The sequence below is a fragment of the Microbulbifer sp. CAU 1566 genome (genome assembly GCF_023156515.1).
In the GTDB taxonomy this organism is placed as follows: domain Bacteria; phylum Pseudomonadota; class Gammaproteobacteria; order Pseudomonadales; family Cellvibrionaceae; genus Microbulbifer.
On sequence record NZ_JALNMG010000005.1, the window covers coordinates 368,866 to 395,446 of the forward strand.

Consider the following 26,581-nt stretch of genomic DNA (forward strand, 5'->3'; position numbering starts at 1 on the left):
CCATGAACTTGCTTTCTGTTCGCGGGCTTCTCTGCTGCCTGCTGCCGCTGCTGCTGTCCCTGTCTGCCTGCCAACGGGAATCCGGGGAGAATAAAGTTGAGGGCGCGCCGGAGCAGCCCGCCGCTCAGGCGCCGGCAAACAGCGATACCACCGACGACGATGCCTCTGCCTCTGCTGCTACCTCTGCTGCCAGTAAACCTGACGATACTGGTGAGAAAACACCTCCAGATGAAAATACCATGCGCGCCGCGCAGAAAGGCGACCTGCGCCCGGAAGCCAACTGGGCGCCGGAAACCACCGGTGAATATCCAGTCAATGCCTACGACAACTATGTGGAAATGGGGGACCTGAAGGGCATTCGCAAACACGGGAAACTGCGTATTCTCGTCGACATTTCAAATACCGACTCCCTGCACCGCGCCGCCACCCAGCAGGATATCGAACTGGATTCCGCCAAGCGCATGGCCCACCACATGGGCCTGGAACCCGTGGTGCTCTATGCCGAAAACTTTGACCAGCTGATCCCCCTGCTGGAAGCCGGCAAAGGCGACATCATTGCCAACAACCTGGTGGTTACCGAGGCGCGCCAGCAGGAAATGAACTTTTCCATCCCCACCGCAAATACCGAAATTATTCTGGTGTCAGCAAAGGATGCAGAGCCCGTCACGGATTCTTCGGACCTCAAGGGAAAAACGCTTGCGGTGACCAAAGGTACCGCCTACGAGATAGACGCGCGGGCATTTGCCGAGAAACACCCCGGGCTGGAACTCAAGATTGTTGAGAAAAACTACGTCGAACTGGTGATTGATGTCGCCGAAGGCCACCTGGATTACACAGTAGTGGAGCGGCAAATTTTCAACCTGGTTGACCAGTTCAAAGACAATCTGCAGAAAAACTACGTTTTTCCCGGTGAGCGACAAATGGCCTGGGCGATGCGCAAAGATTCCCCGGAACTGACCGAGGCTGTCAACAAGTTCGTACGGGACCACAAACTCCAGCGCACCTCTGCGCGCTCCGTCGGTGACCTCGATGTAATCAAAAAACGTGGATACCTGCGCGTCGTCACTCGCAACCACCCCGGCACTTACTATATGTGGAAAGGGCGCATCATGGGCTATGAGTACGAGCTGGCCCAGGACTTCGCCAAGCATCTGGGTATTCGCCTGGAAATTGTGGTTGCCCCCACCCATGCGGAATTACTCACCATGGTGGTGGAAGGAAAAGCGGATATCGCCGCCAGCCTGCTCTCCGCAACAGAGCGAAGAGACAACCAGGGGGTCGATTTCGGCCGCCCCTACATGAAGGAGAAGGTTGTTGTTGTCGGTGAGGAAAACGACAAGATCACCAGCCTGGAAGAGCTCGCGGGAAGAACCATTCATGTGCGCAAGTCGAGCAACCACTACGATGTCGCCCTAAAGGTCAAGAAACTGGTACCGGAAGTAAAAATTGAACTGGCGCCAGAGGAACTGAACATACAGCAGATCATCGACAAGGTCGCCGACAACGAATATGACTTGACCATCGCCGACAATGTATCCGTGAAACTCGAGCACAGCTGGCGCACCAATATTGACGCGCTGATCGACCTGCATGAAGACGACAACGTTTATGTCTGGTTGATACGGGAGGAAAACCCGAAACTGCGCGAAGCCGTCAACAAATTCTTTGACAAGAAAAGTACCCAGAAGAAAATGAAAATACTTTATACAAAGTATTTTGAAGCCCCCAAGAAAACCCGACCAGAAATCAATGAGGTCAATGAGAACGGTACCATTTCCCCGTTCGACAAATTCGTCAAGAAATACGCGGACCAGTACGATTTTGACTGGCGCCTCATCGTCGCCCAGATGTTTCAGGAGAGCACCTTCAATCCCAAGGCCAAATCCTGGGTGGGTGCCCGCGGCCTGATGCAGGTAATGCCGGATACGGGCAAGCAGATTGGGGAAAAGAATCTGTTTGACCCCGAAAGTAGCGTACGCGCCGGTATCAAGTATCTGGAGTGGCTACATCGCAAGTTCGAAGACAAAGATATCAGCCCGGAAAATATGATGTGGTTCACCCTCGCTTCTTACAACGCGGGGCTGGGACATGTTTACGATGCGCAGGATCTGGCAGAGGAGAAAGGCTGGGATCGCAGGGTCTGGTTTAACAACGTGGAGAACGCCATGTTGTTACTGTCAGAGAAAAAATATTACGAGAAAGCCCGCTACGGTTACGCCCGGGGGCAGGAACCCTTTGACTACGTGCGCAAGATCCAGGCTCGCTTCCGCACCTATGTGGCATTGCTGGAAGACTATGAGCGCAGGCAGGAGGCGGAAACCGGCCTGCTGCTGGACCCGCTTTACCCGGAATACCTGCAACTTGCCAGCCTGGAATGTTGGCGGCAACCGCCGGTTGCCGCCATATGTCGATCAGCTGCAGTTGCCAGGCATTGAGGCAATCCAGGCTTCCAACAGCTCGGTGCCTTCTTCATGCACCAGGCTGCGCCCCAGTTCCGGCATCATGGCGCCGGGGCTGGTCGATTCCACTCGGAAATTCAAAATGGAATCCGAAGGGCTGCCGGGAACAATGGCAAACAGGCGATTGCCAGAGCCGGTGCCCGCTGCTACCGGTGGCTTACACACCCCCAGGCGACGCAGATCCTGCTCGGCACTGTGCAACATCAATCCGGAAGTGTCTGCGGCACCACTGGGGTTGTGGCAATGACCACAGTTGATGTCCAGATAAGAGCGCGCGCGCTCCTCAAGTGAAGCCGAGGTATCTCGGTAACTCACATTGTGTGGCACCAGTGCAAGTTCCGGCATACCACTCAGGTAGCCCGTCTGTTGCCAGAAGAGCAGCTGGTTCTCGGTGCCGTTCTGATAGGTGAATTCCTTGTTCAGGTGTCGGGCACGCGGACCTATGGGGCGGATCGCTTTTTGCGTGTGATTATCCGCATGGCAACCGGCACACTGGTTGGCATCGGGCACCACATAGGTAAACGCTTCACTGTCACCGCTCACATTGGTCAGCTGCAAGCGCTTGGCATCACCGGCAATTTCGAGCACGGCTTCGGTCTGAGCGTCGTTCCACACATACGGCAGGGCCTGCCAGCCGTCGTTGCGTTTTACCAGCAAGCGGGTTTCGATCAGCTTGACCTTTTTCAGGTTCAGGCCGCTTTCCGCGACCCCCTGAGCATAGTCCTGGGAATAATCATCGGTACGCAACACAGTACCATCCGCAGCCTGCGGGTAGTAAAAGGTCTTGCTGATGATGGTGCCCACCGGATACTCGAAATCCTGCTCCCCGTATTCCGCACTGCTGCCCTCTGGCATCCACACGGTACGCAACTTATGCGCATAGTCTGTAAACAGGGCGGTATTGAGGTCATAGGGCGTGACACCATCGTTTAGCGACAGCTTGCCGTCGATGGATTCCACTAAATGCCAATCACTCAGGTTATCCGGAACGCTATTGCGCTCGTGCAGTGTGACCGCGTCGCGGGGTGTACCACACCCCGCAAGTACCAGCGTCAGCACTGCGCCCCCTAACCAGCGGGGCAACAGCAACTTATGCATCGGCAACCTCATTGTTTGCGTGTTGCTCTTCCTGAGGTTTTTCCTGTTCGCTATCGAACTCGAGCACGACCTGTGGCAACTTTTTCAGGTTGCACTGGTGGGCAGAAAGGTCGGTAGTGATGTTTTTGTAGTTGTTTTGCATGTCCACATTGATGATGCCGACATCTTCGTTCTGGATGCAGAGCTTCAGGTTTTCCGGCAACTTGCCATCCACCATCTTCTTGCTGTCGATAGCGCCGTCCCAGAGTACGTCAGGCAGGCTTCCGGAGAGGCCGAATTTGGCGATCTTCAGCGCTTTCAGCTCCATGTGATCCGGAGAGGTGCCACCACCGGTAAAGGTGTTGTCGTAGATGTAGATACCTTCCGGGTAAGGGTCGAAGTTTTCCTGGGTAGACTTGTCGCTGTAGTAACCCGCCGCAAAATAGCTGCTCACAATCACATTGGCGGTATCGTTATCGGAAATTTCGTTGTTGAAGATTTCCACATTGTCATTGGAGTTGATCACGATACCGGAGCCCGCAGGCACCGCGGCAACTGGCGTGCCTTCGTGGCCAAAGTTTTCGTAATTGTTTTTGAAAACCTTGTTGTCATAGACGCGGGTACTGTGCCCCGGCTGCGGCAGGTTGGGCATATTGAATACCAGGATACCACCGGTATTATTGGTAGCGATGTTGTCGTAGACATCGGCACCGATGGTATTTTCAATCTCGATGCCGGCAACGTTAAACTCGGCCCGGTTGTTACGCACGATCACGTTGCGGGATTGCCCCACATAAATACCCGCATCGGAAGCGCCAATGGCCACGTTGCCTTCCAGCAAGGTATTTTCGGTCTGTACCGGATAAATACCGTAGGCACCATTCTCCGTTGCCGGGCCGTTGGTCCACTCTACGCGGATATTACGGATGATGATGTTTTTGCCTTCATTGACTTTCAGGGCATCGCCAATGGTGTCTTCAATGGCCAGTCCTTCGAGGGTGAAGTCACTGGCATTGACCAACAGGCCCTCGGCCCCCTGAATCTGGTCTTTAAAAGACAGGATCGTTTTATCCATGCCGGCGCCGCGGATGGTCACGCCGTCCACATTCAACGACAGGCTGCGATTCAGCTGGTAACGGCCTTCCGGAATCTCAATCACATCGCCGGGCTGAGCCTGGATCAGCTGCTTGAGCAGTTGCTTCTGGAAATCCGCGGAAACGCTCGCCGCGGCCGTATCTGCGCCCTTGCTGGTGCCATTGTCCTGAGAACAGGCGGCCGCCAGTGCTGTGAGTAGAACCACACCCAGTTTCATTGGTGCTTTCATGGAATCTCCCGCTTTCCTTTATGTTTTTTTTGACTGTTATGTTTGTTTTCTTACACGTTAAGTGCGCTTTTCGTGCGCGGCCCTACTCCCGATTCGGGCCCCTGGCGGCCACAGCGGCATCTACCACTACCGTTGGTTTCGTGACTATTCTGGTTGCCCCATTATTAATTAGTACGTTTGTACCAATTTAAAAGCGCAGAACACGTCGACTGCCATTGGCCGGATAGTATCCAATGCCCAAAAAGGCAGCAACAGACAAACGGGAACCCTGTCTCGTTTTAACCAGACTATTTTTGACTGCCAAGTCGAAAATTGACAGTGGCCGGGTCCCCGAGGATCCCCTCCACCCACACATACGACAAAACCCGCACAGGCCCAGCCTGTGCGGGTTTTCATTTACCGGGAAACGTAATTCCCAGGCCAGTCTGGCCTAAATCACCAACGGGTAAACCACTAGTGCTGGAATACCGGTGCCGCCACAAAGCTCCAGAAGAGTACCGTCGCCACCATCACGACCACCGCCATGACCAGGCACACAGTGACTACGGCACTGGCAAACAAGAAGCCACGCTCTTCGGAAACATTCAAGACAATGGGAATACCCACGTACAGCAGGTACACCGCGTAGGCGACGGCCAGAGTAGCTAACAGGATATCCAGCCACAGAACCGGGTAGAGGCCCGCTGCACCGGCGATAAAAATGGGCGTTGCGGTAAAGCCCGCAATAACCATGCCCTTCATGGGATGGCTTTTTGCACCGTAGGTTTTTGCCATCCAGTGAATAAAGTAGCCGACGGCAATCACCGCAAGAATCATGGTGACGTAGAAGACGGCAACCAGGGACAGGGCGCTATCACTGGTCAGCGTGCGTATTTGTCTGCCGCTACCAATGTTCCAGCCGATTTCCGTGGTGCCAAAATACCAGCAAAGCGCCGGCAACAACGCCAGTACGATGACGTAAGGAATCTGACGGTTGAGCCCTTTTTCAGACATGCCGGCAATTTCCTGCCACTGCCTACGAGGTTGCACCATCAGGCCATAGAGATGATTCAGCATTCCCATTCTCCTCACTCGCGAGGAACCCGGCTTTTGGCCGTAAGGGAGAACCTTTTCAGGAGCCACAGACTCCTGTGTCTCAAATTGATCTGGATACTACTTGTCAAAGTGAGGGATACCGCCAAAGGCTTTTCCCAACAGTTCCAGTTTTTTATTCGCATTTAATTTGCGTATTGCTCACGCATCAACTGCGCGAACGCCAGCGTCAAAACAACAGATACCGGTTTTTATCCCCGCGGGTAATTATTTTCGCGGCATCATTTTGAAGCACTATAAATTTGTAACACCTCGGTCATGCAAGTCAACGTACCGGTAAGAAAAGGGACAAATAAAAACGCGGTCGTTTCCGCAGGAAACAACCGCATTCTAAGAAGTGCTACCGAAACACTCGAAGGGGCTTGTGAAGACTTCAACTGGCGGCTTTATTTGCCGCGAGGCGATGTAATCCGCCAGTCTTTTTGCCCGCCCGAAAAATGATGCGTCAGACGTTCACCGGTGGCACTTTTTGCATCCACCCGAAACGGTCTTCCGCGCGACCTTCCTGAATATCCAGAAGTGCCCGCCGCAACTGATCCGCAATCGGACCCGGGGCCTGGCCAAGGCGATAGCGCTGTTCACCATCGCCCAGCTCGCTGATGGGGCTGACAATGGCAGCAGTACCACAGGCAAATGCTTCACTGCAGGTGCCCGAAGACACCAGCGCCAACAGGTCGTCGATGTCCATTTCCCGCTCGTACACCTCGATCCCCAGATCCCGGGCTAGGTCCAGCAGGGAATCCCGGGTAACCCCTTCGAGAATCGATCCATTCAATGCCGGCGTGTGCAGGGCACCATCCATCACCGCAAAGAAGTTCATACCCGACAGCTCGTCAATGGTGTGGCGGTTGCCAGGGTTCAGCCACAGGGACTGGTCATACCCCCGCTCCTTGAGGCGCGCGATGCTCAATAGGGAGGCCGCATAGTTGCCGCCGACCTTACTGTCGCCGGTACCACCCACGGCAGCACGGCTGTCTTCCCGCTCCACCCACAAGCGCATATTGCCCGCATGGTAGGCCTCAGAGGGACTGGCAATGACATAAAACTCGTAGGCGCGGCTGGCCGTTACCGAAAAATCCGGCTGGGTACCCATCAGGAATGGGCGAAGATACAGGGATTCACCGCTATTGCCGGGAATCAGATTGGCGCAATGAGCGGCCACTGACTCTACCGCTGCCATAAACAGCGCCTCGGGAACCGGTGGCATGCACAGACGCTCGGCAGAGTGGGCCATGCGGGCCGCGTTGCGCTCAGGACGGAACAGACCCACGCCATCACCGTAGCGGTAGGCCTTCAAACCTTCAAAGCAGGATTGGGCGTAATGCAGCACCTTGGCGGCAGGGTCCAGGGCCAGAGGGCCGTAAGGGACCAGCTCGCCATCGCTCCAGCGACCGTCCTGAAAACGTGCCCGAAACATCACCGGGGCCATGACGGTACCAAACCCCAGCCTTTCCGGCATTTCATAGCCTCTCAGGCTGGCAATGGCTTCAGGTTGTATTTTTATGCTCACAAAGCTCTCCCACTGAAAGTGCACAGAATCAGATCAAACCAGCGGATTATGGCGTGAATCGACGCCCAATCCAAATACAGATACCACAGCAGCAACAAAATCAGCAACAAATGATAGATCAAAGATCAGATTATAGGATGATCATCGCAGGCCTACGGCATTACCGACAAGCACCCTTCCATCAGCGCCTGACTCAAAATTCTGCCGCAGTCAGCGCCGCTTCGGTTTACCCGCGGCTCGTCACTTGGTTTGCCACTTGTAGACCCCGTTAACAACAGAGTGGCGCGCACGGCTCTAGATGCGCGACAACGCGGACAGAAATTCCCACCTCCTTAAAATTAATGGCACGGGGTTTTGTGCGATCGGCGATTAAATCCCTCTCCCCTTCCGCCGGGCTGCCAGACTCAATGCATCCCTGAAATCGACTCTCTGCCTGCGGTATTACTTCGGTTTTCAGTAGCAGCCAAACACCAGAAACAATAGCGTCATCGACCTCTGGCGCCCTTCCCCACTCGCAGAATCAATGGGGCGAAAGTTCGTTGGCTATACTCAAAATACATGGACGGTGTCTGCCAAATGCAAGGGAATCCAATGCCATTTTTTGGCTTGCGACGCCCTCGCAGAACCAAAGTCCAGCGTCGATATCGACAACACACCGGGCAACCGGCAGGAAAGTGAACGAACCACACGTCAGGGAGAGAGTTTCCGTGCAACCGGAGTTGTAGCGCGGCCGCCGTATGGCAGCCCTGCAAACACCGGAAGAGTCGCGGAGTTCGAGCTTGCTCGCACATCTGTCACCAGGTTGCGGACAGGTCAGGCACAACATGGAATGGAAGTGGTTCAATCGTGACACAGACAGAATCCAGCAACTTATTTGCTATCGGCTTGATGTTTACAGCCTCAGCTCTGCTGTGTGGCTCTGTTATGGCAGATGAAGTATCTGCCCTCGACTCTGCCCTAAACAATGCCAAGGCTCCGCCGGCTGCCTATATAGAGGCCGCCTCAAAACCACTGGAGAAACCCAAGCGACAGCTGCGTCCGTCAAAAGCAGCCGACGACTACCGTCAGCGTATTGAAGACATGGAGGCCGAATACGGTGCCTACGGCGCCGGTATCGATGAACAACTGATGGGGCTTGGCAGTGCACTCCAGCGCAGTGGCGCCCACGAAGAAGCCATTGCGGAATTTCGCCGCGCCATGCTGATCAACCGGGTCAACGAAGGGCTCTATTCCCTGAACCAGGTACCCATGATCGAGCGCATGATCGAAAGCCAGATTGCGCTGAACCAGTGGGAGGATGCCAACGACAACCACGAATACCTGTTCTGGTTGCACGCAAAAAATTACGGAGAAAAAGACCCCCGCATGCTGCCAATCATCAATCAGTTGAGCAGCTGGCACTTACAGGCATACATTGATGAGCAGGGCGCGACCTTGTTCGAACACCTGATCAATGCCACCAATTTGTACGCCCTGGCGGTCGATATCATTTCGCAGAATTTCGGTGCCAATGATTTGCGCTTGGTGGAAGCACTGCGGGGACTGAAGGCCACTAACTACTACCTGGCGACATATTCCGGTGAGCCCCAGGAGGCGGTGGTGATCAACACCAATTTTGCGGGCGGTGGCATGCCGCCGGATCGCCGTGCACAGCTGGATCACTACCGGATGAACAGCTTCAGTTCCGGTAAAACGGCGATCACCAAAATCATGGATGTCTACCAGAAAAATCCGGCATCACCGCCGGCGGCCTCAGCCAAGGCCAAAGTAGAGCTGGGTGACTGGTACATGATGTTCAACAAGTGGCATTCCGCGCGCAAGACCTACGGCGAGGCCTATCAGGCACTGTGGGACAACGGCGCAACCAACCGGGAAATAGACGATATTTTCGGAAGACCGGCGGCCCTGCCCACCCTGCCGTTGCTGGATGAGGACAGAGAGGCACTGGCCAATTCCTATGTCACCGTGTCTTACGATGTAACGGCGTTTGGCAAGGCGCGCAATATTCAGATCATCAGCGCACAGCCGGAAGACAAGGTCAGCATCCGTTCGCGGGTGCGCAATGTTCTCAAGCGGGCAAAATTCCGCCCCCGCTTTGAAGACGGTGAGCCGGTTGAAACCACCGGCATCGTGCAGAAATTTGTCTTTGACTGATTGAACGTAGATTTTAAGGAAAGGGACTGTGTTCGACTGATGTAACGAGGTTGGTTGGATTTCGTAACGGGTTTGGAAAAACTGGCAGTAAAAGGGTTTTGCCACCTAAACCTCAACGATTGAAAACTGTCGAACAGACATACAGCAACAGCGGGTCGTCGTGTTTCACGGCGACCCGTGAACGCATCAGGAGAAAGCTAATGGCATTACGGAAGATCGCAAACCGCTTTACCCCCGCATCCGCGGCCAAGCACAAACTGCGCTGGCACACCCTGGCGTCCGTGGTCGTACTGGCGGCGGTTATTAGCGGCTGTAAAAACCAGCAGACGCAACAGCAGCCTCCTGCGCAACCATCACAGTCCAAATCGAGCTCTTCGAGTTCTTCACAATCGCAGTCGCAATCACAGTCGTCCAGCTCCTCAAGCAGCCAGTCCAAATCGAGCCCATCGACGGCCAGCAGTATGCCCTCGCCGAGTTCGCCCAGTAGCAGCAGCCCGAGCATGTCGACCGCCAGCAGTAGAGCGCAACCCAATACTTCGATGCCCAGTATCGAATCCGGCGACCGCTCCAGTCAGCAGGCCAGCACCGCATCGTCCCGCAATGGCGAAGAGTCACAGCGCCGCTCGCGCTCATCCAGCAGCAGCGCAGAAGATCCTACCGCCAGCAACAATCCGTCGACGCCGGTCTCCAGCGACTCGGACCGCCGTCCCGACGAATCCCGTATGCCACCGGATCCTTCCTCCAATAGCGAGGGGGAGCCGCCGGATGAAATCGATTTTTCGGAAGAACAGCAGACCGCCAGCAGCTCGTCGTCCAGTTCTTCCAGCAGCGCTTCAAGCAGCTCTTCTTCGAGCAGCAGTTCGTCCAGTAGCGCATCCGCGAGTAGTGCCAGTGCCTCCAGTAGTGCACCGAGCAGTGCTTCCAGTAGCTCGCCATCCAACAGCTCCCCGTCCAATAGTTCGCCCGCGAGTGCCCAGGCATCCGCCAGTGGTGGTCCTTCTGGCGGTGGCGCCCCGGCCAGTGCATCCAGCGCCGGCAGCCCCCCGAGCGGCGGCAGCTCGGCACCCAATGAAGCGCCCATGAGCAGTGCGGAACGGGTCGCGGAGTTGGAGGGCCAGTTTGAATCCACCATGGCCAGTTACGACGGCATGATTCTGCGCGAGCGGGACTATGTGCGTAACCGCCCGGCCTCCGCCGAGGAAGAAGCCGCCGCGGAGGATGCAGTACCCCCGGGTGAATCCCTGGAGGACCTGATTGCCACCGCTGAAGAGGAGTTTGGTGGCCAACCGCCGGCAGGAAGTGGCGAGGGCGGTGAAGGCGGTGGTCCGGAGCAGAACAATTCCAGCGGCCAGGCAACAGGTCCAGGCCTGCCAACCAAGGGCCGTAAGGGCGAATTCAACCACACCAATACCGCCACGGTGGTACCCGCAGATATCCCCTCCGGGGACGACGACGATGTAGTCGCCCGCCAGATTCGCGAGGCGGCCATGCGCGAGTCCGATCCGGAACTGCAGGAAAGACTCTGGGAAGAGTATCGGAAATATAAAAAATCTCAGAAATAAGGATGAGCAATCATCAGGGAGAGTAGTTCTATGTTTTTCTCACACACACGCACAACATTGTGCAGTCTGGTAGCCGGCCTGCTGGTGCTGACCGGCTGCACTACCACCGAAGTCCGCACTACCGCCTATACACCGCTCACGGTAGAAGACGCGACCATTGCGGAAAACCGTCTGCTGGATGTGGGCATAGTGCAGTTCAACGCGGGGCTTGAACAGGAGGAAGCACCGGAAGAGGATGACCTGGTCTTTCCGGAACTGCGCCGCGCAGAATCGCGCTATATCGCAGTGACGCTCGCCGGTGCCGTGCAATCCAGTCAGGGCTGGGGCGCGGTGCGGGTAATTCCCAGCGAACGCACCAATATCGATGTCACGGTAACTGGCACCATTGTGCAGTCCGACGGTGAAACCCTGACCGTAGATGTCACGGTGGTCGATTCCCGCGGCCAGGTATGGTTTACCAAGCAGTACACCGAGCAGGCATCACACTATGCCTACGACCGCAAACACCCCACAGAGGGCGACGCCTTCCAGGGCGTGTACAACCGGATTTCCAATGACATGCTGGTGTACCGGCAGCAACTGTCCAACGAATACATCGCCGAGTTGCGCACCATTTCTGAGATCAAGTTTGCTCGCAGTTTTTCGCCCGGCGCCTTTGACCGCTATCTGGTCGAGGACGACAAAGGCCTCTACCAGCTCACCGCCCTCCCCGCCAACGACGACCCCATGTTGATGCGGGTACGCCAGATCCGCGAACGGGATTATCTGTTTGTGGATACGCTGCAAGGATATTACGACACCTTCGTAAAAAGCATGGAAATGCCCTATCAGGAGTGGCGTGCCATGAGTTACGAAGAAGTGAAAGAAATGCGCGAACTGAAACGCAAGGCCCGCAATAACACCATCATGGGTGTCGCAGCCATTGTCGGCGGTATTGCCGCAGCCGGAGCCGGCGGTGGCGCGGCGCGACAGGCCGGCAATGTAGCAGTAGCTGGCGGTGGCTATCTGGTGAAAAGCGGCTTCGACCGCCGTTCCGAAGCCAAGATGCATATCGAGGCACTGCAGGAACTGGGCGATTCCATGGAAGCCGAAGTTGAGCCACGTATTGTCGAGCTGGAAGACCGCACCGTTACGCTCTCCGGCTCGGTGGAGAACCAGTACCGCCAGTGGCGCGAACTGCTGAAGGAAATTTATCAGGCAGAAACCGGCGGTATGCGCGATATTTAAAATTGTCTGGGCGCTGCCTTTTCTGTCGGAAAACAGCCCGCAACCAGATCTGTGACCCGGTACCGGCACCAGGGACTTGGTGCCGGTAAATGCAAAATAACAGCGAACAGTGCGGAAAAACCATGCAACACCGCGATCCATCATCGGAAGATCAGTCTTATATTCAGCCCGCCGACTTTTCCTTCGGAGGTGAATCCCAGCCCGATAGCCCCGGGGAAAACACGCACGCCAACCAGTCCGCTCAAGCAAAGCGGTCCAGCGCAAGTGGCAGGCTCACACCGATATTACTCGGAGCAGGCACACTGACCGCCCTGATCGGCGTCTTCTGGGTGCTGCCTCAGGTGGTGGAGCCGCCGGAAATCCCGGTAAGCGCAACGGTCGCCAAGGATGCATCAGGCACGGCAACAACCGCAAAATCCGCGAACAAAATAGAGGAATCGCCTTTTAGCGAAGCGGAGATTACCCAGCAGCGCCGGGATGTCCAAAAGGTACTGCAGGAAATTCTGCAATTGCAGGAAGAGCTGTTGGAGCGAAAAGTGGAAACCTGGGCGGCGGAAGAGTATTTCGCCGCACGCACCCTGGCGGAAGAAGCGGATGGTATCTACCGCCAGCGCAAATTCATGCAGGCGCTGGAACAGTACCGCCAGGCACTGGCCGGCCTGCAACAGCTGCGCGATAGTATTCCCGAGCGGATTGAATCACACCTGGCTGCCGGTCACAGCGCTCTCGATACCGGCGATGCCGCGGCGGCGAGCAAAGCCTTCGACCTGGTCCTGACCATTTCCGAAGAGCACCCCCGCGGCACCAGAGGCAAGGAGCGCGCAGCGCTTCTGCCCGAAGTGTGGCCGCATTTTACCGCCGGTAAAGAGGCCTTTTCCGACAATGCACTGGATACCGCCAAAGCCGAACTGGAACAGGCACTGAGTATCGATGGTGATACCGAAGCCGCCAAAGCACTGCTGCCACAGGTGACCGCTGCGATTCTTGAGCGAGACTATAGCGAAGCCATGTCCGCCGGCTATAGCGCTATCGCCGACAATGATTTCGACAAAGCGAAGAATTTTTTCGCCAAGGCTAAGCAGCTAAAACCGCAGGCCAGTGATCCCGACGTGGGTATAGCGCACGCCAACAATGGTATCGCCCAGGCCAAAATCGATCGGCTGTTTGCCAGTGCCGCTGAAAAGGAACAGCTTGAGGAGTGGCACAAGGCCGCAGAAAAATATCGCAAGCTGATTGCCCAGGACAGCAGCCTGGTGGAAGCACTTACCGGCAAAGCCCGCTCGGAAGCGCGCGCGAAACTCGACGACCAGCTGCAGGAGCTGCTGGCGGATCCACTCACCCTGGGCCAGGGCGCGCGCAATAAGCATGCCCGTAAAATTCTCGCGGACGCGCGCGCGCTCAAGACGGACACACCTCGCCTACAAAACCAGATCGACGCACTCGAATCCGCACTGACGAAATCCCTGATACCCATTACGGTTTTATTGCAATCGGATGCCAGCACCCAGGTCACCATTTACCACGTTGGCAAACTGGGTAATTTTTCCGAGCGCGAGATAGCGCTAAAACCAGGCCGCTACACCGCAGTGGGTACGCGCCAGGGATACCGCGATGTACGACAAGAGTTTGTCGTTGATCCTACCGGTGAGTCGCCTACGGTCACCATCCAGTGTGCAGAAAAAATTAACAGCGCCAATAACTCCTGAGTATTGAACCCACACCCCGCGGACAGATCAAAAAGCACACAGATTCACCACTGACTTGTGGTTTTCTGAGGTAACTGTCCGCGGCTTCCACCGCTGATTTTTCTGACCAGCCAACCATTTCCTCTGTCACTCAATGGTCATTTTGCACCAGCTTTTTTCCCCCTTTGCGATGCGCGAGCGCGTTTCGGTGGAGTGGACGAAAGTGTCGCCCCAGTGTCGGGAAAACAGAAAAATCAACGCCAAAAACGCCCCCGTTCAGGCTGCAATCGCCAGAGCGGGCTAAGCTGAAATGCGCGGCTCCATCTTTGGCTCTCCACCTGAACCGGCAGTGTTCCGGTGCGCCAAAGACCAGGACAAAGGAAGTCCGGAAAACAGAGCCTACGGAAAATCAATAAGTACGCAGTAACAGGAAACCATAAATGACAGCCAAGGAAGCGGTTCCCGTTCGCGACAGCGAGCCGGCCAACGAAGATGCGTCCGTCATCCAGCCGATTGGATTTACCCCTGCTCCGGTGACCTCCGGTGGCAATAAACTGCTGCTTTCCCCCAAAGCGATTGCCGTCGCCACCTGTTTGTTACTCGGCGCACTGATGTTGATTTACCTGTTGGTCGCGCGCTCACTGATATTTGAAACCCAACCGGCGGACGCGAAGGTTTCCGTCAGCGGTATGGCTCTTGCTCTTGGCGACGGCCACCTGGTTCTCCCGGGCCACTACAGCTACACCGTATCCGCCACCGGTTACCTACCCCAGAGCGGCGAAGTAGAAGTCAGCAGTGACAGCAACAGCCGCCATGCGGTCAAACTGGAGCGCCTGCCCGGTCATCTGCGGGTGGTTACAGAGCCACAGGTACCGGTACGGGTTCTGGTCAACGGAGCCGAAGTGGAAAGCAGCGAAGGCCTGGCCGAATCCATTCCTGCCGGCCGCAAGCGCATTACCATTCTCACCGAGCGCTACCTGCCATTCAGCAAAGAAATTGAAATCGAAGGCCTGGACAACACCCAAACCCTCACCGCCAACCTGCGCCCCGCCTGGGCCAATGTGCACATCACCAGCACCCCTGCAGGCGCGACCGTCAGCGTAGAAGGGCGAATTCTTGGCACCACGCCGCTGACAGCGGAGCTGGTGCAAGGGGATCGGGTGGTAGAGGTATCGCTACCACAATACAAAACCGTACAACTGCCGGTACCGGTCACTGCCGGTGTGGACCAGACACTGGCAACCGTGGATCTCGCTGCGGCCGATGGCACTCTGCGCGTCGCCAGCAACCCGCCTGGCGCGAGTGTTACCGTGGATGGCGAGTACCGCGGCCAGACACCGCTGGATTTGGCGCTGGCATCCAACAGCCGCCACCAGCTGCGCTTCTTTATGGATGGCTACAGCACCGTGGAACGGTCCGTGGATGTACGGGCCGATGACCTGCAGGACATGCATGTGGAGCTGACCGCCGTGTTCGGCCAGGTATCGATCACCAGCAGCCCCGCAGAGGCCCAGGTCTTTATCGACGGCAAGCTCGTCGGTACCGCGGGACAAACCTTCACCCTTCCTACCCGCAGCCACAATATCACCGTGCGCAAGGCGGGCTACGAGGATTACACCACCACCATCGTGCCCTCCAGCAAACTCAAGCAGAGCGTGCGCGCGGTTTTGCTGACCGGCGAACAGGCACGCTGGAGCAATGTCGCTGCGGAAATTACCCACGGTGCCGGCGGCAAAATGCTGCTCATGCGGCCCAACGCAAAATTCACCATGGGCTCCTCCCGCCGCGAACAGGGCCGACGCGCCAATGAAGTGTTGCGCAAAATTTCCCTGACACGGCCTTTCTATATCGGCAGCACCGAGGTTACCAATCGCGAATACCGCCGCTACCAGCGCATGCATTCCTCCAGCCACACCAATGGTGTCAGCCTCGATAATGACAGCCTTCCGGTGGTCAATATCAGCTGGAATGACGCCGCCCTCTTCTGCAACTGGTTGAGCGCTCGCGATGGTTTGAAAGAGGTTTACCGGGCTGAACGGGGACGCGTGGTCGGCTTCGATGCCAGCGCCAATGGCTACCGTATGCCCACCGAGGCAGAGTGGGCCTGGGCCGCACGGTACGAACGCGGTGCCATGCGCAAATTCCCCTGGGGTGAATCCTTACCCGTGGGCAAAAACTCCGGCAACTTCGCCGACAGCAGCGCCGGCCAGATAGTGCCTGCGGTGCTGCGCACCTACAACGACAGATATGCAGCAACCGCCCCGGTTGCCAGCTTCAGTCCCAACCCAATTGGTCTGTTTGATATGGGCGGTAACGTGTCGGAGTGGATACACGACCTCTATACCGTCGGCACCGGCCTGTCCCTGAAAGAAGAGGAAAACCCCGTGGGTCCGCAAGATGGCGACTACCACGTAGTGCGCGGTTCCAGCTGGAAGCACGCGGGGCTCACCGAGCTGCGCCTCTCCTACCGCGACTACGGTGCCGAACCCCGGGACGATATCGGTTTCCGCATCGCGCGCTGGATTAATTAACGGGCCTGAATGGCAGTCTCCAGACAAAATCCGGAGCAATGGTTATGGCGAGGAAAGTATGTTGAAGATAGCGCGTGTTTTCACCCTGCCCGGCGTCTTGCTACTGGCGCTGTCGGCGCCGGCACTGGGTGCCGAGGAGAACGCAGAGGAAAGCGCAAAAGAGAGCGTAAAAAAGAGCACAGAAGAATCGGCAAATACGGAAGTTATCGCGCAGCCGGTCTCGGTCGCCAAGAAAAAGCCTGCGCCCAAGATTCGGGCACAAAGCGCAGAGAGTGCCGATAGCTACGAAGCATCGGAAGAAGTATCGGAAGACCTGGCGGTCTCCTACCCGGTGGATATCTAACCCGGGGAGCCGGTAATTGGCTGCCATCGGACCGGCAGCTGGCTCCACGATCAACCACAGGTAGAACGCAGACCGAACACTAACAGACCGAATATCAATAGACAGAGCAATACCCGGGCCCTTTGCCAAAGGAATGGCCCTACAAAAAAGCGGGAAATCCCATGAAATTCAAATCTTCAGATTTTGTCTTCCAGCTGTTTGCCCTGCTCGGGGCCATCATCCTGGTACACGCCATTTACGTTGCCATTATCCGCCCCAACGCCGATGCACTGATCGCAGAGCAGATGGCCCGGGAAGAGGCCGGAGAGACCTACATACAGCAGCGCTCGCTGTACATCGTGATGCGCGACTACGAACAGGAGGCCTGTTTCGTGCTGATGCTCTGGGCCATGGCCATTATGGGCTTGAAGGCCCGGCGCAGCATGCGCGAACGCAAGCTGCTGGACCAGGCACTGCTGAATGTGAGCGAGGGAACCCCCATCCTGCCGGAAGATGCCCGGGATCTATCGCGACCGATACAGGCCTTGCCGGAAGAGGAGCGCAATTTTCTGCTTCCCCGCGCACTGCTCACCGCACTGCAGCGATTCGGTTCAACGCGCAATGTGGCCGCCGTTTCCAACTCGGTAAAAGAGGTATGTGAAACCGAAGGGGATCGCCTCGACAGCGAGCTGGCCATGGTGCGCTACATCACCTGGGCCATCCCCTCCATCGGGTTCATCGGCACCGTACGCGGTATCGGCGAGGCACTGGCGCAAGCACACCGCGCGGTAGAGGGCGATATCGCCGGGGTAACCGTGAGCCTGGGTGTGGCCTTCAACTCCACGTTTATCGCCCTGGTGATCAGTATCGTGATCATGTTCTTTACCCACCAGCTGCAACTGATGCAGGAACGCCTGGTGCTGGATACCCAAAATTATTGTGACAACAAACTGCTGCGCTTTTTGAAAGTCAGCTAACGCCAGAGGCGAACACGATTACGGCGACCTGAAACGCCCCCCGGAACAATCCGCAGGTATCCAGGGAAACGGATACCCGGCACTTAAACAGGAGCTCCCATGAGCAAAGGTGTACTGGAAATCAACGACTGCGGCCTGCGTATTTTTGATGGCACCAACGAAGTGGTGGAGAGCCCCGGGGTAGCCATCATCAACAACCGCGAAATTTTAACCGGCACCGCCGCACTGATGCGCGCCCGCAGCCACCCCACACAAGTCAATCACCAGTTCTGGCGCCGTCTCAGCCTGGAGTCGGTAAAGTCCGACAACTCTGGTTGCCGCCATCATGCAGACCTGGCCTTCTGCCACCTGAAAGAAATCGCCGGCCTGTGCGACCTGCCGGATGAAATTGCCCTGGCAGTACCCGGCAACTTTACCCGGGAACAGCTGGCGCTACTGCTTGGCGTGGTGAAAGAAAGTCCGTTCAACTCAGTAGCTCTGGTGGATACCGCCACCGCCTGTATCGGCAGTTGCGCACCGCGGGGGATTCACCTGCATATTGAACTACACCGCCACCAGACGCTGGTCAGTCGCATTGCGGTACACGAGCAAGCGGAATTGGATATTGCAGAAACCGTTACCGACGCCGGCCTGCAGCACTTTCAAGAGGCCTGGGCTCGAATTTTTACCGATGCCTTCATCATGCAGTGTCGCTTCGACCCCCTGCACTCTGCAGAAGCCGAACAGCAACTGTACGACATGCTCCCCCAGTGGATTGCCAAAGCCATGCGCCAGGGCGAGGTGATGGCGGAACTGGATGATCGCACGGCCAAGGTCAGCCTGCGCCAGTTACAGGACGCGAGCACGCCGATTCTGTCCCGGGTACGCGCGATGATTGAAAATCTCGCGGAATCCAACAGCGTGGTATTCGTTTCACACCGCTGGGCGGAAATTCCCGGCGGCGCGCAACTGGCAGAGCGCATTCACCTGTTGCCCCACAATGCCGTGGCTCAAGCGATAGAACAGCGCTGGCAGGAAATTCACAGCGACAGTGGCAACCTGCGCCTGGTTACGGTAGTGAGCGCGGCACCCGCCGACGAAATTGCCATTCAGGTGAATGCCGCCGCGGAGGCCGGTGCCACCCACCTGCTCTACGGCCATCGCGCCCTTGCGGCACAGCAACCGCTGTTTGTGAGCTGGCAGGAAGGGAAATTCAATGTCACGCCAACGCCCCCCAGCCACCCCGCAGCCACCATCACCAATCATGCCGGGCGCCTTGCCCTGCGGGTCGATGCGGGCGCAGAGCTGATGTTGAACGGCGAGCAGATTGCCGCCCCCGTCAACCTCACCGCAGGGGATCGCATCGGCGTGGCGAACTTTGAAGACGTAATTACTGCGATCAGTGTGGAGCACTATGGCGCGTAAAAACCGGCGGTTTACCACCTTCAGCCTGTCGTTCCTGGACATCATGTCCTGCGGCTTCGGCGCCGTAGCATTGATCTTCCTGATCATCAAACACGGCTCCGACCACGACATCGAAGCTGAAAACCTGGACCTGTCGGCAGAAGTGAACCTGCTGCAGGAAGAAGTCCAGTTCGGCCGCGAGCACATGGTGCTGGCGCGTAACACCCTGGACACCACCAGCGACGAACTGGCCACTACCCAAGGGCTGGCGCGACGCATCATGGAGCAGATTGAAGAGGTTAAAGGCAACATCGCCGAAGTCGATAGCAGTACCGATGAAATGGATATTGCGCGCCTACAGGACAAGCTGAAGAAGCTTGAACAGGCGAAAAAACAACTGGAAGAAGAAAACAAAAAGCTCGGCAACAATGTGCGCAAATTTGTCGGCGATGGCGACCGCCAATACCTCACCGGGTTGCGCCTCGGCGGCGATCGTATCCTGATATTGCTGGATTCTTCCGCCAGTATGCTGGGGGATGAACTGATCAAGGTGATCCGCACGCGCAATATGTCGGACGCGGTAAAACGGGACACGGAAAAATGGCGTCGCGCTAAACAGACAGTGTCCTGGCTGGTGTCGCAGTTTCCACAAGACAGCCAGTACCAGATCTACACTTTCAATACCGGGTTTCGCGCCGCCATCGTCGGTACCGAAGACCGCTGGCTGAATGTGGACGACCGTGGGCAAATGGACAACGCGATCAAGGCCCTCGACACCGTAGTCCCGGAAAAAGGCACCAGCCTGGAGCGGATTTTTAACGCCGTGAACAGCATGTCGCCACTGCCGGATAATATCATCCTGATCACCGACGGTCTGCCGACACAGGGGCTCAAAGCACCCCGCGGCAACACAATTTCCGGCAAGGAGCGCCTCAAGTTATTCCGCAGCGCGGTCAAGGCACTGCCCAAGAGTATTCCGGTCAATGTGATCCTGGCCCCCATGGAAGGCGACCCCTTCGCCGCCAGTGAATACTGGAAGCTGGCCATGGAAACCCAGGGCTCTTTCCTCGCACCCTCAAAGGACTGGCCATGAGCAAGAGACGCAACAAGCGGCAACAGGAAGAGTTCAGCATCTCTTTCCTCGACGTCATCTGCTGTGGGTTTGGCGCCATCGTTTTGCTGCTGATGATCGCCAAAACCGTTGAACCCATCGTGCTTGAGGAAGCGGAAATTGACCTGGACGGCCAGGTACAGGAACTACAGGAACAACTGGCGGAAATTCGCGGCGAGACCACCATCCTCAACCGGGATCTCAATGCCAAAAAAGAGCAGCTGGATATAGAAACCAAACGCATCGCCAAACTGAAAGGCGAACTGGAAACCCTGCACGCCCTGTACGCCAGAAAAACCGAGGGCGAAAGTGAAGAAGGCAAACTGAAAGGCGAACTGACCATCGCCCTGCAAAGCATGACCGAGGAAATGAAGCGGTTGCTGGGAGAGAACTACCAGCGCAAGAACAATGTCATCGGTGGTATCCCGGTGGATAGCGAGTATGTGCTGTTCATCATCGACACCTCCGGCAGTATGTTCAACTACGGCTGGGACCGCATGATCGAGGAGATGGTCAACACCCTGAACCTCTATCCCAACGTCAAGGGCATCCAGGTGATGAACGATATGGGGGACTATATGTTCTCCAATTATCGCAACAAGTGGATTCCGGATACACCCGGACGCCGCAAGGCAGTACTCGATCGCCTGCGCTCCTGGAACCCATTCAGTAATTCCAGCCCGGTGGAAGGCATCCAGAAAGCGGTCAGAACTTTTTACGACCCCAACAAAAAAATCAGCATCTATGTACTGGGTGACGAGTTTACCGGTAAATCGATCCGCAACGTGATGATGGCGGTAGACCGGGTGAATGCACAGCGGGGCGAAAACGAACGCATGGTACGCATTCACGCCATCGGCTTCCCGATCCAGTTTTCACGGCCGCTACACCTGCAGACCACCGGCCTGCGGTTTGCCGCCCTGATGCGTGAGCTGACCTATCGCAATGGCGGCACCTTTGTAGGACTGAACGACTTCCGTTAGCGGGATGCAATTGAAAAGGGGTTGCCAGCAACCCCAGAGAGAAGCCCTGGAGCTCATCATGAATCGCTTGTTAAATGGACTTGGCGCGATCAATAAAACAACCCGGCTCGGCCGACTGGCAAGCCTAGCACTGCTGTCGATCTTACTGGCGGCCTGCGCGCACACCGTTGCCGTCGACGGCGAATTTCCCGCACCCATCGGCAGCCCTCACCCACTGACGGTGGGCGTCTACCTGAGCGATGACTTCCGCAAATTCACCTATAGCGAAAATCGCGATGACCGCGATGAGTGGAACATCGACACCGGGCGCGCACAGAAAAACCTGTTCGAAACCGTACTCGGTTCCATGTTTAAAGAGACCATCAATCTCGCCCAGTATCCTTCTAATCTCCCACAAGGACTGGACCTGGTCATTGTGCCGGAGGTGCGCGAACTGCAATTCACCATGCCGCGGGAAACCCGGGTCAATATTTTCGAGGTGTGGATCAAATACGATATGCACGCCTACAACCAGCAGGGCGACTCTGTGGCCGAATGGGTGATCACCGCCTACGGAAAAACCCCTACCGCCTTCCTCAAGTCACAGGAGGCTGCACTGGCGCAGGCCATCAATGTAGCCCTGCGGGATGCGGGTGCGACCCTGTACACGGGCTTTAACCGGGTGCCGGAACTACAGGCATTTATTGCCGATAAGCAGCGCGCCCTGAGCATGCAAACGGAAATTAACGAGTAACGGCATATTGAGAGGTGCGCGGTAACGGCCCACTTCTCACTCGAAAATGGAACAAGGTTCCAAGGAGTCTACCGGTGAAGTTTCTGACCCTGATGTTTTCCCTATCCCTGCTGGCTTTGTTTAGCAGTGGTTGTACCACCGTGGTAATCGATGAGTACCGCCGCAGTTCCGGCGAGCTGGCGCTGGGAGATTCCGTGGTAATTCTCGGTCGCCGTCATTCCAGTGATTACGAAACCGAACCAGACCTGATTTCCTGTGTGGGCAATACCCTCCACAACCCCAAGGCCGGGGTCAATATCATTCCCGAACAGCAGTTTGTGGACGCACTCTACCCCTGGTTTGAGCCGCGCACCGCGCCCATGCACATCAAATCCCTGAGTCGCTTGATGGATAATCCTGATGTGCGCGATCGCATGGAGAAATACGGGGTGAAATACATTGTCTGGATTGACGGTTCCACCGAGACCACGTCCAGTGCCGGCTCCATCGGTTGCTCTATTGGTACTGCAGGCGCCGGCTGTTTCGGTTTCGGCACCTGGGACAAGGAATCCGATTACGAAGCGTCGGTTTGGGATTTCCGCGACCAGGAGTTGTCCGGAAAAATCAGCGCCGATGCCCAGGGCACCTCCTATATGCCCGCCATTGTCGTACCTATCCCGCTGATTGCACGGGTTCAAAACAATGCCTGCAAAGGCATGGCGGCACAGCTGCAGGAATTTTTGCTGCCACCACAATCCGCCAGCCGCTAACGCGGCGCCCCCTCACTGGAGACAATAACGACAGGAGCCCCAGATGCACACACTCAATAAACTACTGGCAGCCATCCTGCTGGCAACTGCAGCTGGCTGCGCATTTAATCCAGCCACCAACCGGCCGGACCTGGTATTGATGTCGGAAGAAAAGGAAATCAAGATCGGGCGCGAAATGCACGAGAAGCTGATTGCCAGCACCCCGGTTTACAATGACCCTATTCTTACGGCCTATGTGGAGCACGTTGGGCAAAAGGTTGCCAAGGCCAGTGACAGGCCCGACCTTACCTACCACTTCACCATCATCGACAGCCAGGACATCAACGCTTTCGCACTGCCCGGCGGCTATGTCTATATCAACCGCGGACTGCTGACCTATCTGCAGTCAGAAGCAGAAATGGCCGCGGTTCTCGCCCATGAGGTGGGGCATATTACCGCCCGCCACGCGGTGCGTCAGAAAACCGCTGCCACCGGCGCCGGGGTTGCCTCGGTACTCTCAGTGCTGGTGACCGGTAGTGGTGTGGTAGGTGATGTAACCAACCTGTGGAGCACCGCCGCCGTCAAGGGCTACGGTCGCGATATGGAGCTGGAAGCAGACCGCTTCGGCGCCCAGTATCTCTACAATGCCGGCTACGATCCCCAATCCATGATCAATGTGATCGCCCTGCTCAAGGATCAGGAAACCTTTGCCCGCCGCCGCGCACGTGTAGAAGGCAAAAAACAGACGACCTACCACGGCGTTTTCTCCTCCCACCCCCGCAACGACATCCGCCTGCGGGAAGTGGTCGAGGCCGCAGGAGACCTGCCGGAAGACAAGAAAATTACCAAGGTGGAATACTACCGCGAGAAAACCGAAGGCCTGGTGTACGGTACCAATGTGCAGGAGAGTGAAAAGAATCGCTTCAATCACAAAAGCCTTGGCTTCTCGCTGCTGTTCCCCGAGGGGTGGGCGGTAGAAAACCAACGCAGTGCAATCGTGGGTACTGCCCCCGATAAATCCGCGAGTATCACCATCAAGGTCGCGAAGCGGGATGGCAATCAGCCTGCGGATATGGCCCTGCGCGGTGTCTACGATGTACGCACCCTGGAACAAGATGAGGCGCTCAACCAGTATCAACTGGAGGGGCATACCGGAAAGTTGCCGCTGGAAAATGCCGATACGCCGGACCGTGTCGCCGTTCTTTTTTACGGCAGCCGCCAGTATATTCTGGAGGGCAAGGTGAATGAAAAACCCAAAGATACCGAGGCGGCCTCCCAATACGACAACCTGTTCCTGACCAGTATTCGCAGCTTCCGTCCACTGCGCAAAACGGATGTGGTGCAACCGGATATCAAGCGGGTGCGCTATGTGCAGGCCAATGATAAAACCACCTTTTCTTCCCTCGCTCGCCATATGGAAATCGGCGAATACGCGGAAGAGCAGTTACGGTTGCTGAATGGTTACTACCCCCGTGGCGAACCCAAAGCCGGTGAGTGGATCAAGATTGTTCAATAGCAAGTTACCTACCGCGATTGGTCAAAAAAAAGGGGCAGCCAAATTGGCTGCCCCTTTTTTTGTAACGGATGATTTTCAAGATTGCCCGCCTAATCGACCAGCATCTTCAAGCCGGCTCGGGATGGACGACACCAGTCACCACACGCCCCGTTTCTGCCGCTGTACCGGCACTCTCCGGGGTATATTCCACTACCGTGTTCCGCCCGCGCTCTTTCGCGCAGTAGAGCGCGTGATCGGCCTGGCGAAGCAACTGCTCGATGCTATACACAGTGTCTGCCTTGCCGCTCTCCAAGCCATCGCCGTGGGCCACGCCGATACTGGAGGTAAACTGCAGGCTGCCCGCCGGACACTCCAGACGAATGGCGGCAATGTTGTCCCGCAAACGCTCCGCGGTGTGCAGCGAATCCGGCTTGGTCTCGGTAATCAGCAGGGCAAACTCCTCCCCGCCCAAACGTCCAAAGACATCGGTTTCGCGAATTTTGGTCTGGATGGTACGGCTGAACTCCCGCAGGGCCTCATCGCCAATGCCGTGGCCGTGGCCGTGGTTGTCATTGATGGCTTTGAAGTGGTCGATATCAAACATCAACAAACTGACCGGCTCTCCCTTGCGCACGGCCCGCTTGGCACAAAGTGCCGCGTCCTCAAGAAAGCTGCGGCGATTGCGGATCCCGGTGAGAGGGTCGGTTCGCGCTTCCAGCTCGGCCCGCTGCTTGGCTTTTTCCAGCTCCTCTGTTCGCGCGCGCACCAGCCCTTCGAGCTTGACCTTCGACTGCTCCAGGTGGCGGCGGTACTGTCGCTCAGACTCCAGCCCCTGCATGCGTAAACGGCGTAACTTGATTCCCATCGCGGCCATGATCGTGATCATCTCGATAAAGGAGCTCAGCGGCGGCAGGTAGTAATTCACCAGGTTGTGCTCGACATAGCCCAGATCCCGCAGGGCCTGGTAGAAGAGCCCGGACAGCAACAGTGTCCAGCCCACAGCAAATACCACCGCTTCACTGGAGCCCTGCCGCCAGCGCACCAGTGCGATCACGGTAACCGCAGGGTAGAGCAACAGTGCCAGGGTAATACTGATCAGTGCTACTGCTTTGATCTGCAGCAAGGCACTGAACAGCAGCACCCCGGCATTAATGATCATCAGAATCGGGATGTAATCCAGCTTCGGGGTATATTTGCGGGTCTGGAGGAACAGGCGATCAAAAATCACACCACTGAGAATACTGACCGCACCAGCAGCCGACATATAGCTCCAGTGGAACTCATTCTGAATCACGTATTGATGGGTAAACCCGAGAATTGTGCCCCAGGCGACGATTTTCGATAGACCGTAACCAAAATACGCAAAGAAGCTGATTTCCCCGGTGGTGAGACCTACGATCAGGGCAAAAATGGAAATCAGGGCAATTCCTCCGAACAGAAACGACAGGATTGCCGTTTCTCCGGTATGGACCTTGTTCAGCTGCTCCGGTGTCCAGATTCGCATGGACGGGAACACAAAGCCGGCCTCTTCCGAGTCAAAACGCACCAGAAAAGCCATGGATTCCGCAGGGGCCATGGTAACCGGCACCACAAAGCGATTGTGAAACACCGGTCGCGTGGCAAAAGGGGCCCCCATATCCATACGCGCAATTTCAGCAAAACTGGAATTTTCCGCGGCCGGCCCACGCTGTGCGTAGGCCTGCAGGTGAATGAGCTGGTGATCCACATATTCCAGGTTCAGCGTGACACTTTCTGCCGTGGTGTTCCGGAGTACAAAGTAGGACCAGTAACTCCCCTTTTTCAGCCCGGTGGACCCGGCACTGTTCAACGGCTGGAAGTCGCCTGCCGCCAGAGCCCGCTGTGCGTCCTCCAGGCCTGCCCGATCGCTGGCATCATGCCAGATGGCCGCCTGCCCGGTGCGCTGGCTGCCGTTCTCCAGGGTGCGGATGTCGGTAACCGCTGCCCCAAACTGGGTATCCGTAACCACTTGTCCCACGGTCACTGCAGGCATGAGCAGCACGGACAGGCACAGTGAGACACACAGGATCAGGGGTATTGCGGACAGAGAAAAGGGGAAGCGAATTTCTGTATTCATGGTCCTGAAAGCCAGGTTGCGGCAGAACACCTGCGCGAATGCGAATTAGAAGCACCGACCGTTTTGGATCTTATTTGCTGAACCTATTTACCGTACATATCGTCTTTCAGTACATATCGTCAGCGGAGCCACC

Annotated in this window: 21 protein-coding genes; 14 read left to right on the top strand and 7 right to left on the bottom strand. The window is 56.5% G+C overall.

Annotation, left to right across the window (positions count from 1 at the left end):
- Positions 1-2: 2 nt before the first annotated feature.
- Positions 3-2,435 (top strand): transporter substrate-binding domain-containing protein, encoded by a 2,433-nt coding sequence (locus tag M0G74_RS14475; RefSeq protein ID WP_248219040.1) that lies wholly within the window; start codon positions 3-5, stop codon positions 2,433-2,435.
- On the opposite strand, the gene M0G74_RS14480 is transcribed toward M0G74_RS14475, so the two are convergent.
- From M0G74_RS14480 to M0G74_RS14495, 4 genes are all read right to left on the bottom strand, one after another.
- Positions 2,412-3,557 carry an SO2930 family diheme c-type cytochrome gene (locus M0G74_RS14480; RefSeq protein ID WP_248219043.1) on the bottom strand — a complete coding sequence of 382 codons (1,146 nt, stop codon included), beginning with the start codon at positions 3,555-3,557 and terminating at the stop codon, positions 2,412-2,414. The genes M0G74_RS14475 and M0G74_RS14480 overlap by 24 nt on opposite strands.
- A complete protein-coding gene (locus M0G74_RS14485) occupies positions 3,550-4,860 on the bottom strand; it encodes a parallel beta-helix domain-containing protein (RefSeq protein WP_248219049.1) in 1,311 nt (436 codons plus the stop codon). Before M0G74_RS14485 ends, M0G74_RS14480 begins: the two co-directional genes overlap by 8 nt.
- 453 nt (positions 4,861-5,313) lie before the next feature.
- Positions 5,314-5,916: a Yip1 family protein gene (locus M0G74_RS14490; protein ID WP_248219053.1), complete on the bottom strand. Its 603-nt coding sequence runs from the start codon at positions 5,914-5,916 to the stop codon at positions 5,314-5,316.
- A 481-nt stretch (positions 5,917-6,397) separates the two neighbouring features.
- Positions 6,398-7,462: a branched-chain amino acid aminotransferase gene (locus tag M0G74_RS14495; RefSeq protein ID WP_248219054.1), complete on the bottom strand. Its 1,065-nt coding sequence runs from the start codon at positions 7,460-7,462 to the stop codon at positions 6,398-6,400.
- Between the two features lie 924 nt (positions 7,463-8,386).
- Here M0G74_RS14495 and M0G74_RS14500 point away from each other — a divergent pair.
- Positions 8,387-9,616, top strand: coding sequence for a hypothetical protein (locus M0G74_RS14500; RefSeq protein ID WP_236250450.1), 1,230 nt, complete (start codon positions 8,387-8,389; stop codon positions 9,614-9,616).
- Between the two features lie 112 nt (positions 9,617-9,728).
- Here the strand turns inward: M0G74_RS14500 and M0G74_RS14505 are convergent, their stop codons facing one another.
- Positions 9,729-10,118, bottom strand: a complete 390-nt coding sequence (locus tag M0G74_RS14505; RefSeq protein ID WP_248219056.1) for a hypothetical protein — start codon at positions 10,116-10,118, stop codon at positions 9,729-9,731.
- Positions 10,119-10,187: 69 nt separating this feature from the next.
- Positions 10,188-10,697, bottom strand: a complete 510-nt coding sequence (locus M0G74_RS14510; protein ID WP_248219058.1) for a hypothetical protein — start codon at positions 10,695-10,697, stop codon at positions 10,188-10,190.
- Between M0G74_RS14510 and M0G74_RS14515 the strand changes: the two genes are divergently transcribed.
- The 12 genes from M0G74_RS14515 (at position 10,696) to M0G74_RS14570 (ending at position 24,374) form a co-directional block, all read left to right on the top strand.
- A complete protein-coding gene (locus tag M0G74_RS14515) occupies positions 10,696-11,178 on the top strand; it encodes a hypothetical protein (RefSeq protein WP_248219059.1) in 483 nt (160 codons plus the stop codon). The two genes, M0G74_RS14510 and M0G74_RS14515, sit on opposite strands and share 2 nt — an antisense overlap.
- A 30-nt stretch (positions 11,179-11,208) precedes the next feature.
- Positions 11,209-12,405, top strand: coding sequence for a hypothetical protein (locus M0G74_RS14520; RefSeq protein WP_160154456.1), 1,197 nt, complete (start codon positions 11,209-11,211; stop codon positions 12,403-12,405).
- Between the two features lie 89 nt (positions 12,406-12,494).
- Complete coding sequence (locus M0G74_RS14525) at positions 12,495-14,111, top strand: hypothetical protein (protein ID WP_248219061.1); 1,617 nt, start codon at positions 12,495-12,497, stop codon at positions 14,109-14,111.
- A 419-nt stretch (positions 14,112-14,530) separates the two neighbouring features.
- Positions 14,531-16,621 (top strand): PEGA domain-containing protein, encoded by a 2,091-nt coding sequence (locus M0G74_RS14530; protein ID WP_248219063.1) that lies wholly within the window; start codon positions 14,531-14,533, stop codon positions 16,619-16,621.
- Positions 16,622-16,679: 58 nt separating this feature from the next.
- A complete protein-coding gene (locus M0G74_RS14535; RefSeq protein WP_248219065.1) occupies positions 16,680-16,964 on the top strand; it encodes a hypothetical protein in 285 nt (94 codons plus the stop codon).
- Between the two features lie 161 nt (positions 16,965-17,125).
- Positions 17,126-17,920 carry a MotA/TolQ/ExbB proton channel family protein gene (locus M0G74_RS14540; protein WP_160154459.1) on the top strand — a complete coding sequence of 265 codons (795 nt, stop codon included), beginning with the start codon at positions 17,126-17,128 and terminating at the stop codon, positions 17,918-17,920.
- A 99-nt stretch (positions 17,921-18,019) separates the two neighbouring features.
- Positions 18,020-19,324: a hypothetical protein gene (locus M0G74_RS14545; protein WP_160154460.1), complete on the top strand. Its 1,305-nt coding sequence runs from the start codon at positions 18,020-18,022 to the stop codon at positions 19,322-19,324.
- A complete protein-coding gene (locus M0G74_RS14550) occupies positions 19,314-20,396 on the top strand; it encodes a vWA domain-containing protein (RefSeq protein WP_248219067.1) in 1,083 nt (360 codons plus the stop codon). The genes M0G74_RS14545 and M0G74_RS14550 overlap by 11 nt, the downstream gene beginning before the upstream one ends.
- Complete coding sequence (locus M0G74_RS14555; protein WP_248219069.1) at positions 20,393-21,397, top strand: vWA domain-containing protein; 1,005 nt, start codon at positions 20,393-20,395, stop codon at positions 21,395-21,397. The genes M0G74_RS14550 and M0G74_RS14555 overlap by 4 nt, the downstream gene beginning before the upstream one ends.
- Before the next feature lie 58 nt (positions 21,398-21,455).
- Complete coding sequence (locus tag M0G74_RS14560; RefSeq protein WP_248219070.1) at positions 21,456-22,130, top strand: hypothetical protein; 675 nt, start codon at positions 21,456-21,458, stop codon at positions 22,128-22,130.
- Positions 22,131-22,204: 74 nt separating this feature from the next.
- Entirely contained in the window at positions 22,205-22,879 is a 675-nt protein-coding gene (locus M0G74_RS14565; protein ID WP_248219072.1) for a hypothetical protein, read from the top strand.
- A 43-nt stretch (positions 22,880-22,922) separates the two neighbouring features.
- Positions 22,923-24,374 carry a M48 family metalloprotease gene (locus M0G74_RS14570; protein ID WP_248219074.1) on the top strand — a complete coding sequence of 484 codons (1,452 nt, stop codon included), beginning with the start codon at positions 22,923-22,925 and terminating at the stop codon, positions 24,372-24,374.
- A gap of 106 nt (positions 24,375-24,480) precedes the next feature.
- On the opposite strand, the gene M0G74_RS14575 is transcribed toward M0G74_RS14570, so the two are convergent.
- Positions 24,481-26,448, bottom strand: coding sequence for a diguanylate cyclase (locus M0G74_RS14575; RefSeq protein ID WP_248219075.1), 1,968 nt, complete (start codon positions 26,446-26,448; stop codon positions 24,481-24,483).
- Positions 26,449-26,581 lie beyond the last annotated feature (133 nt).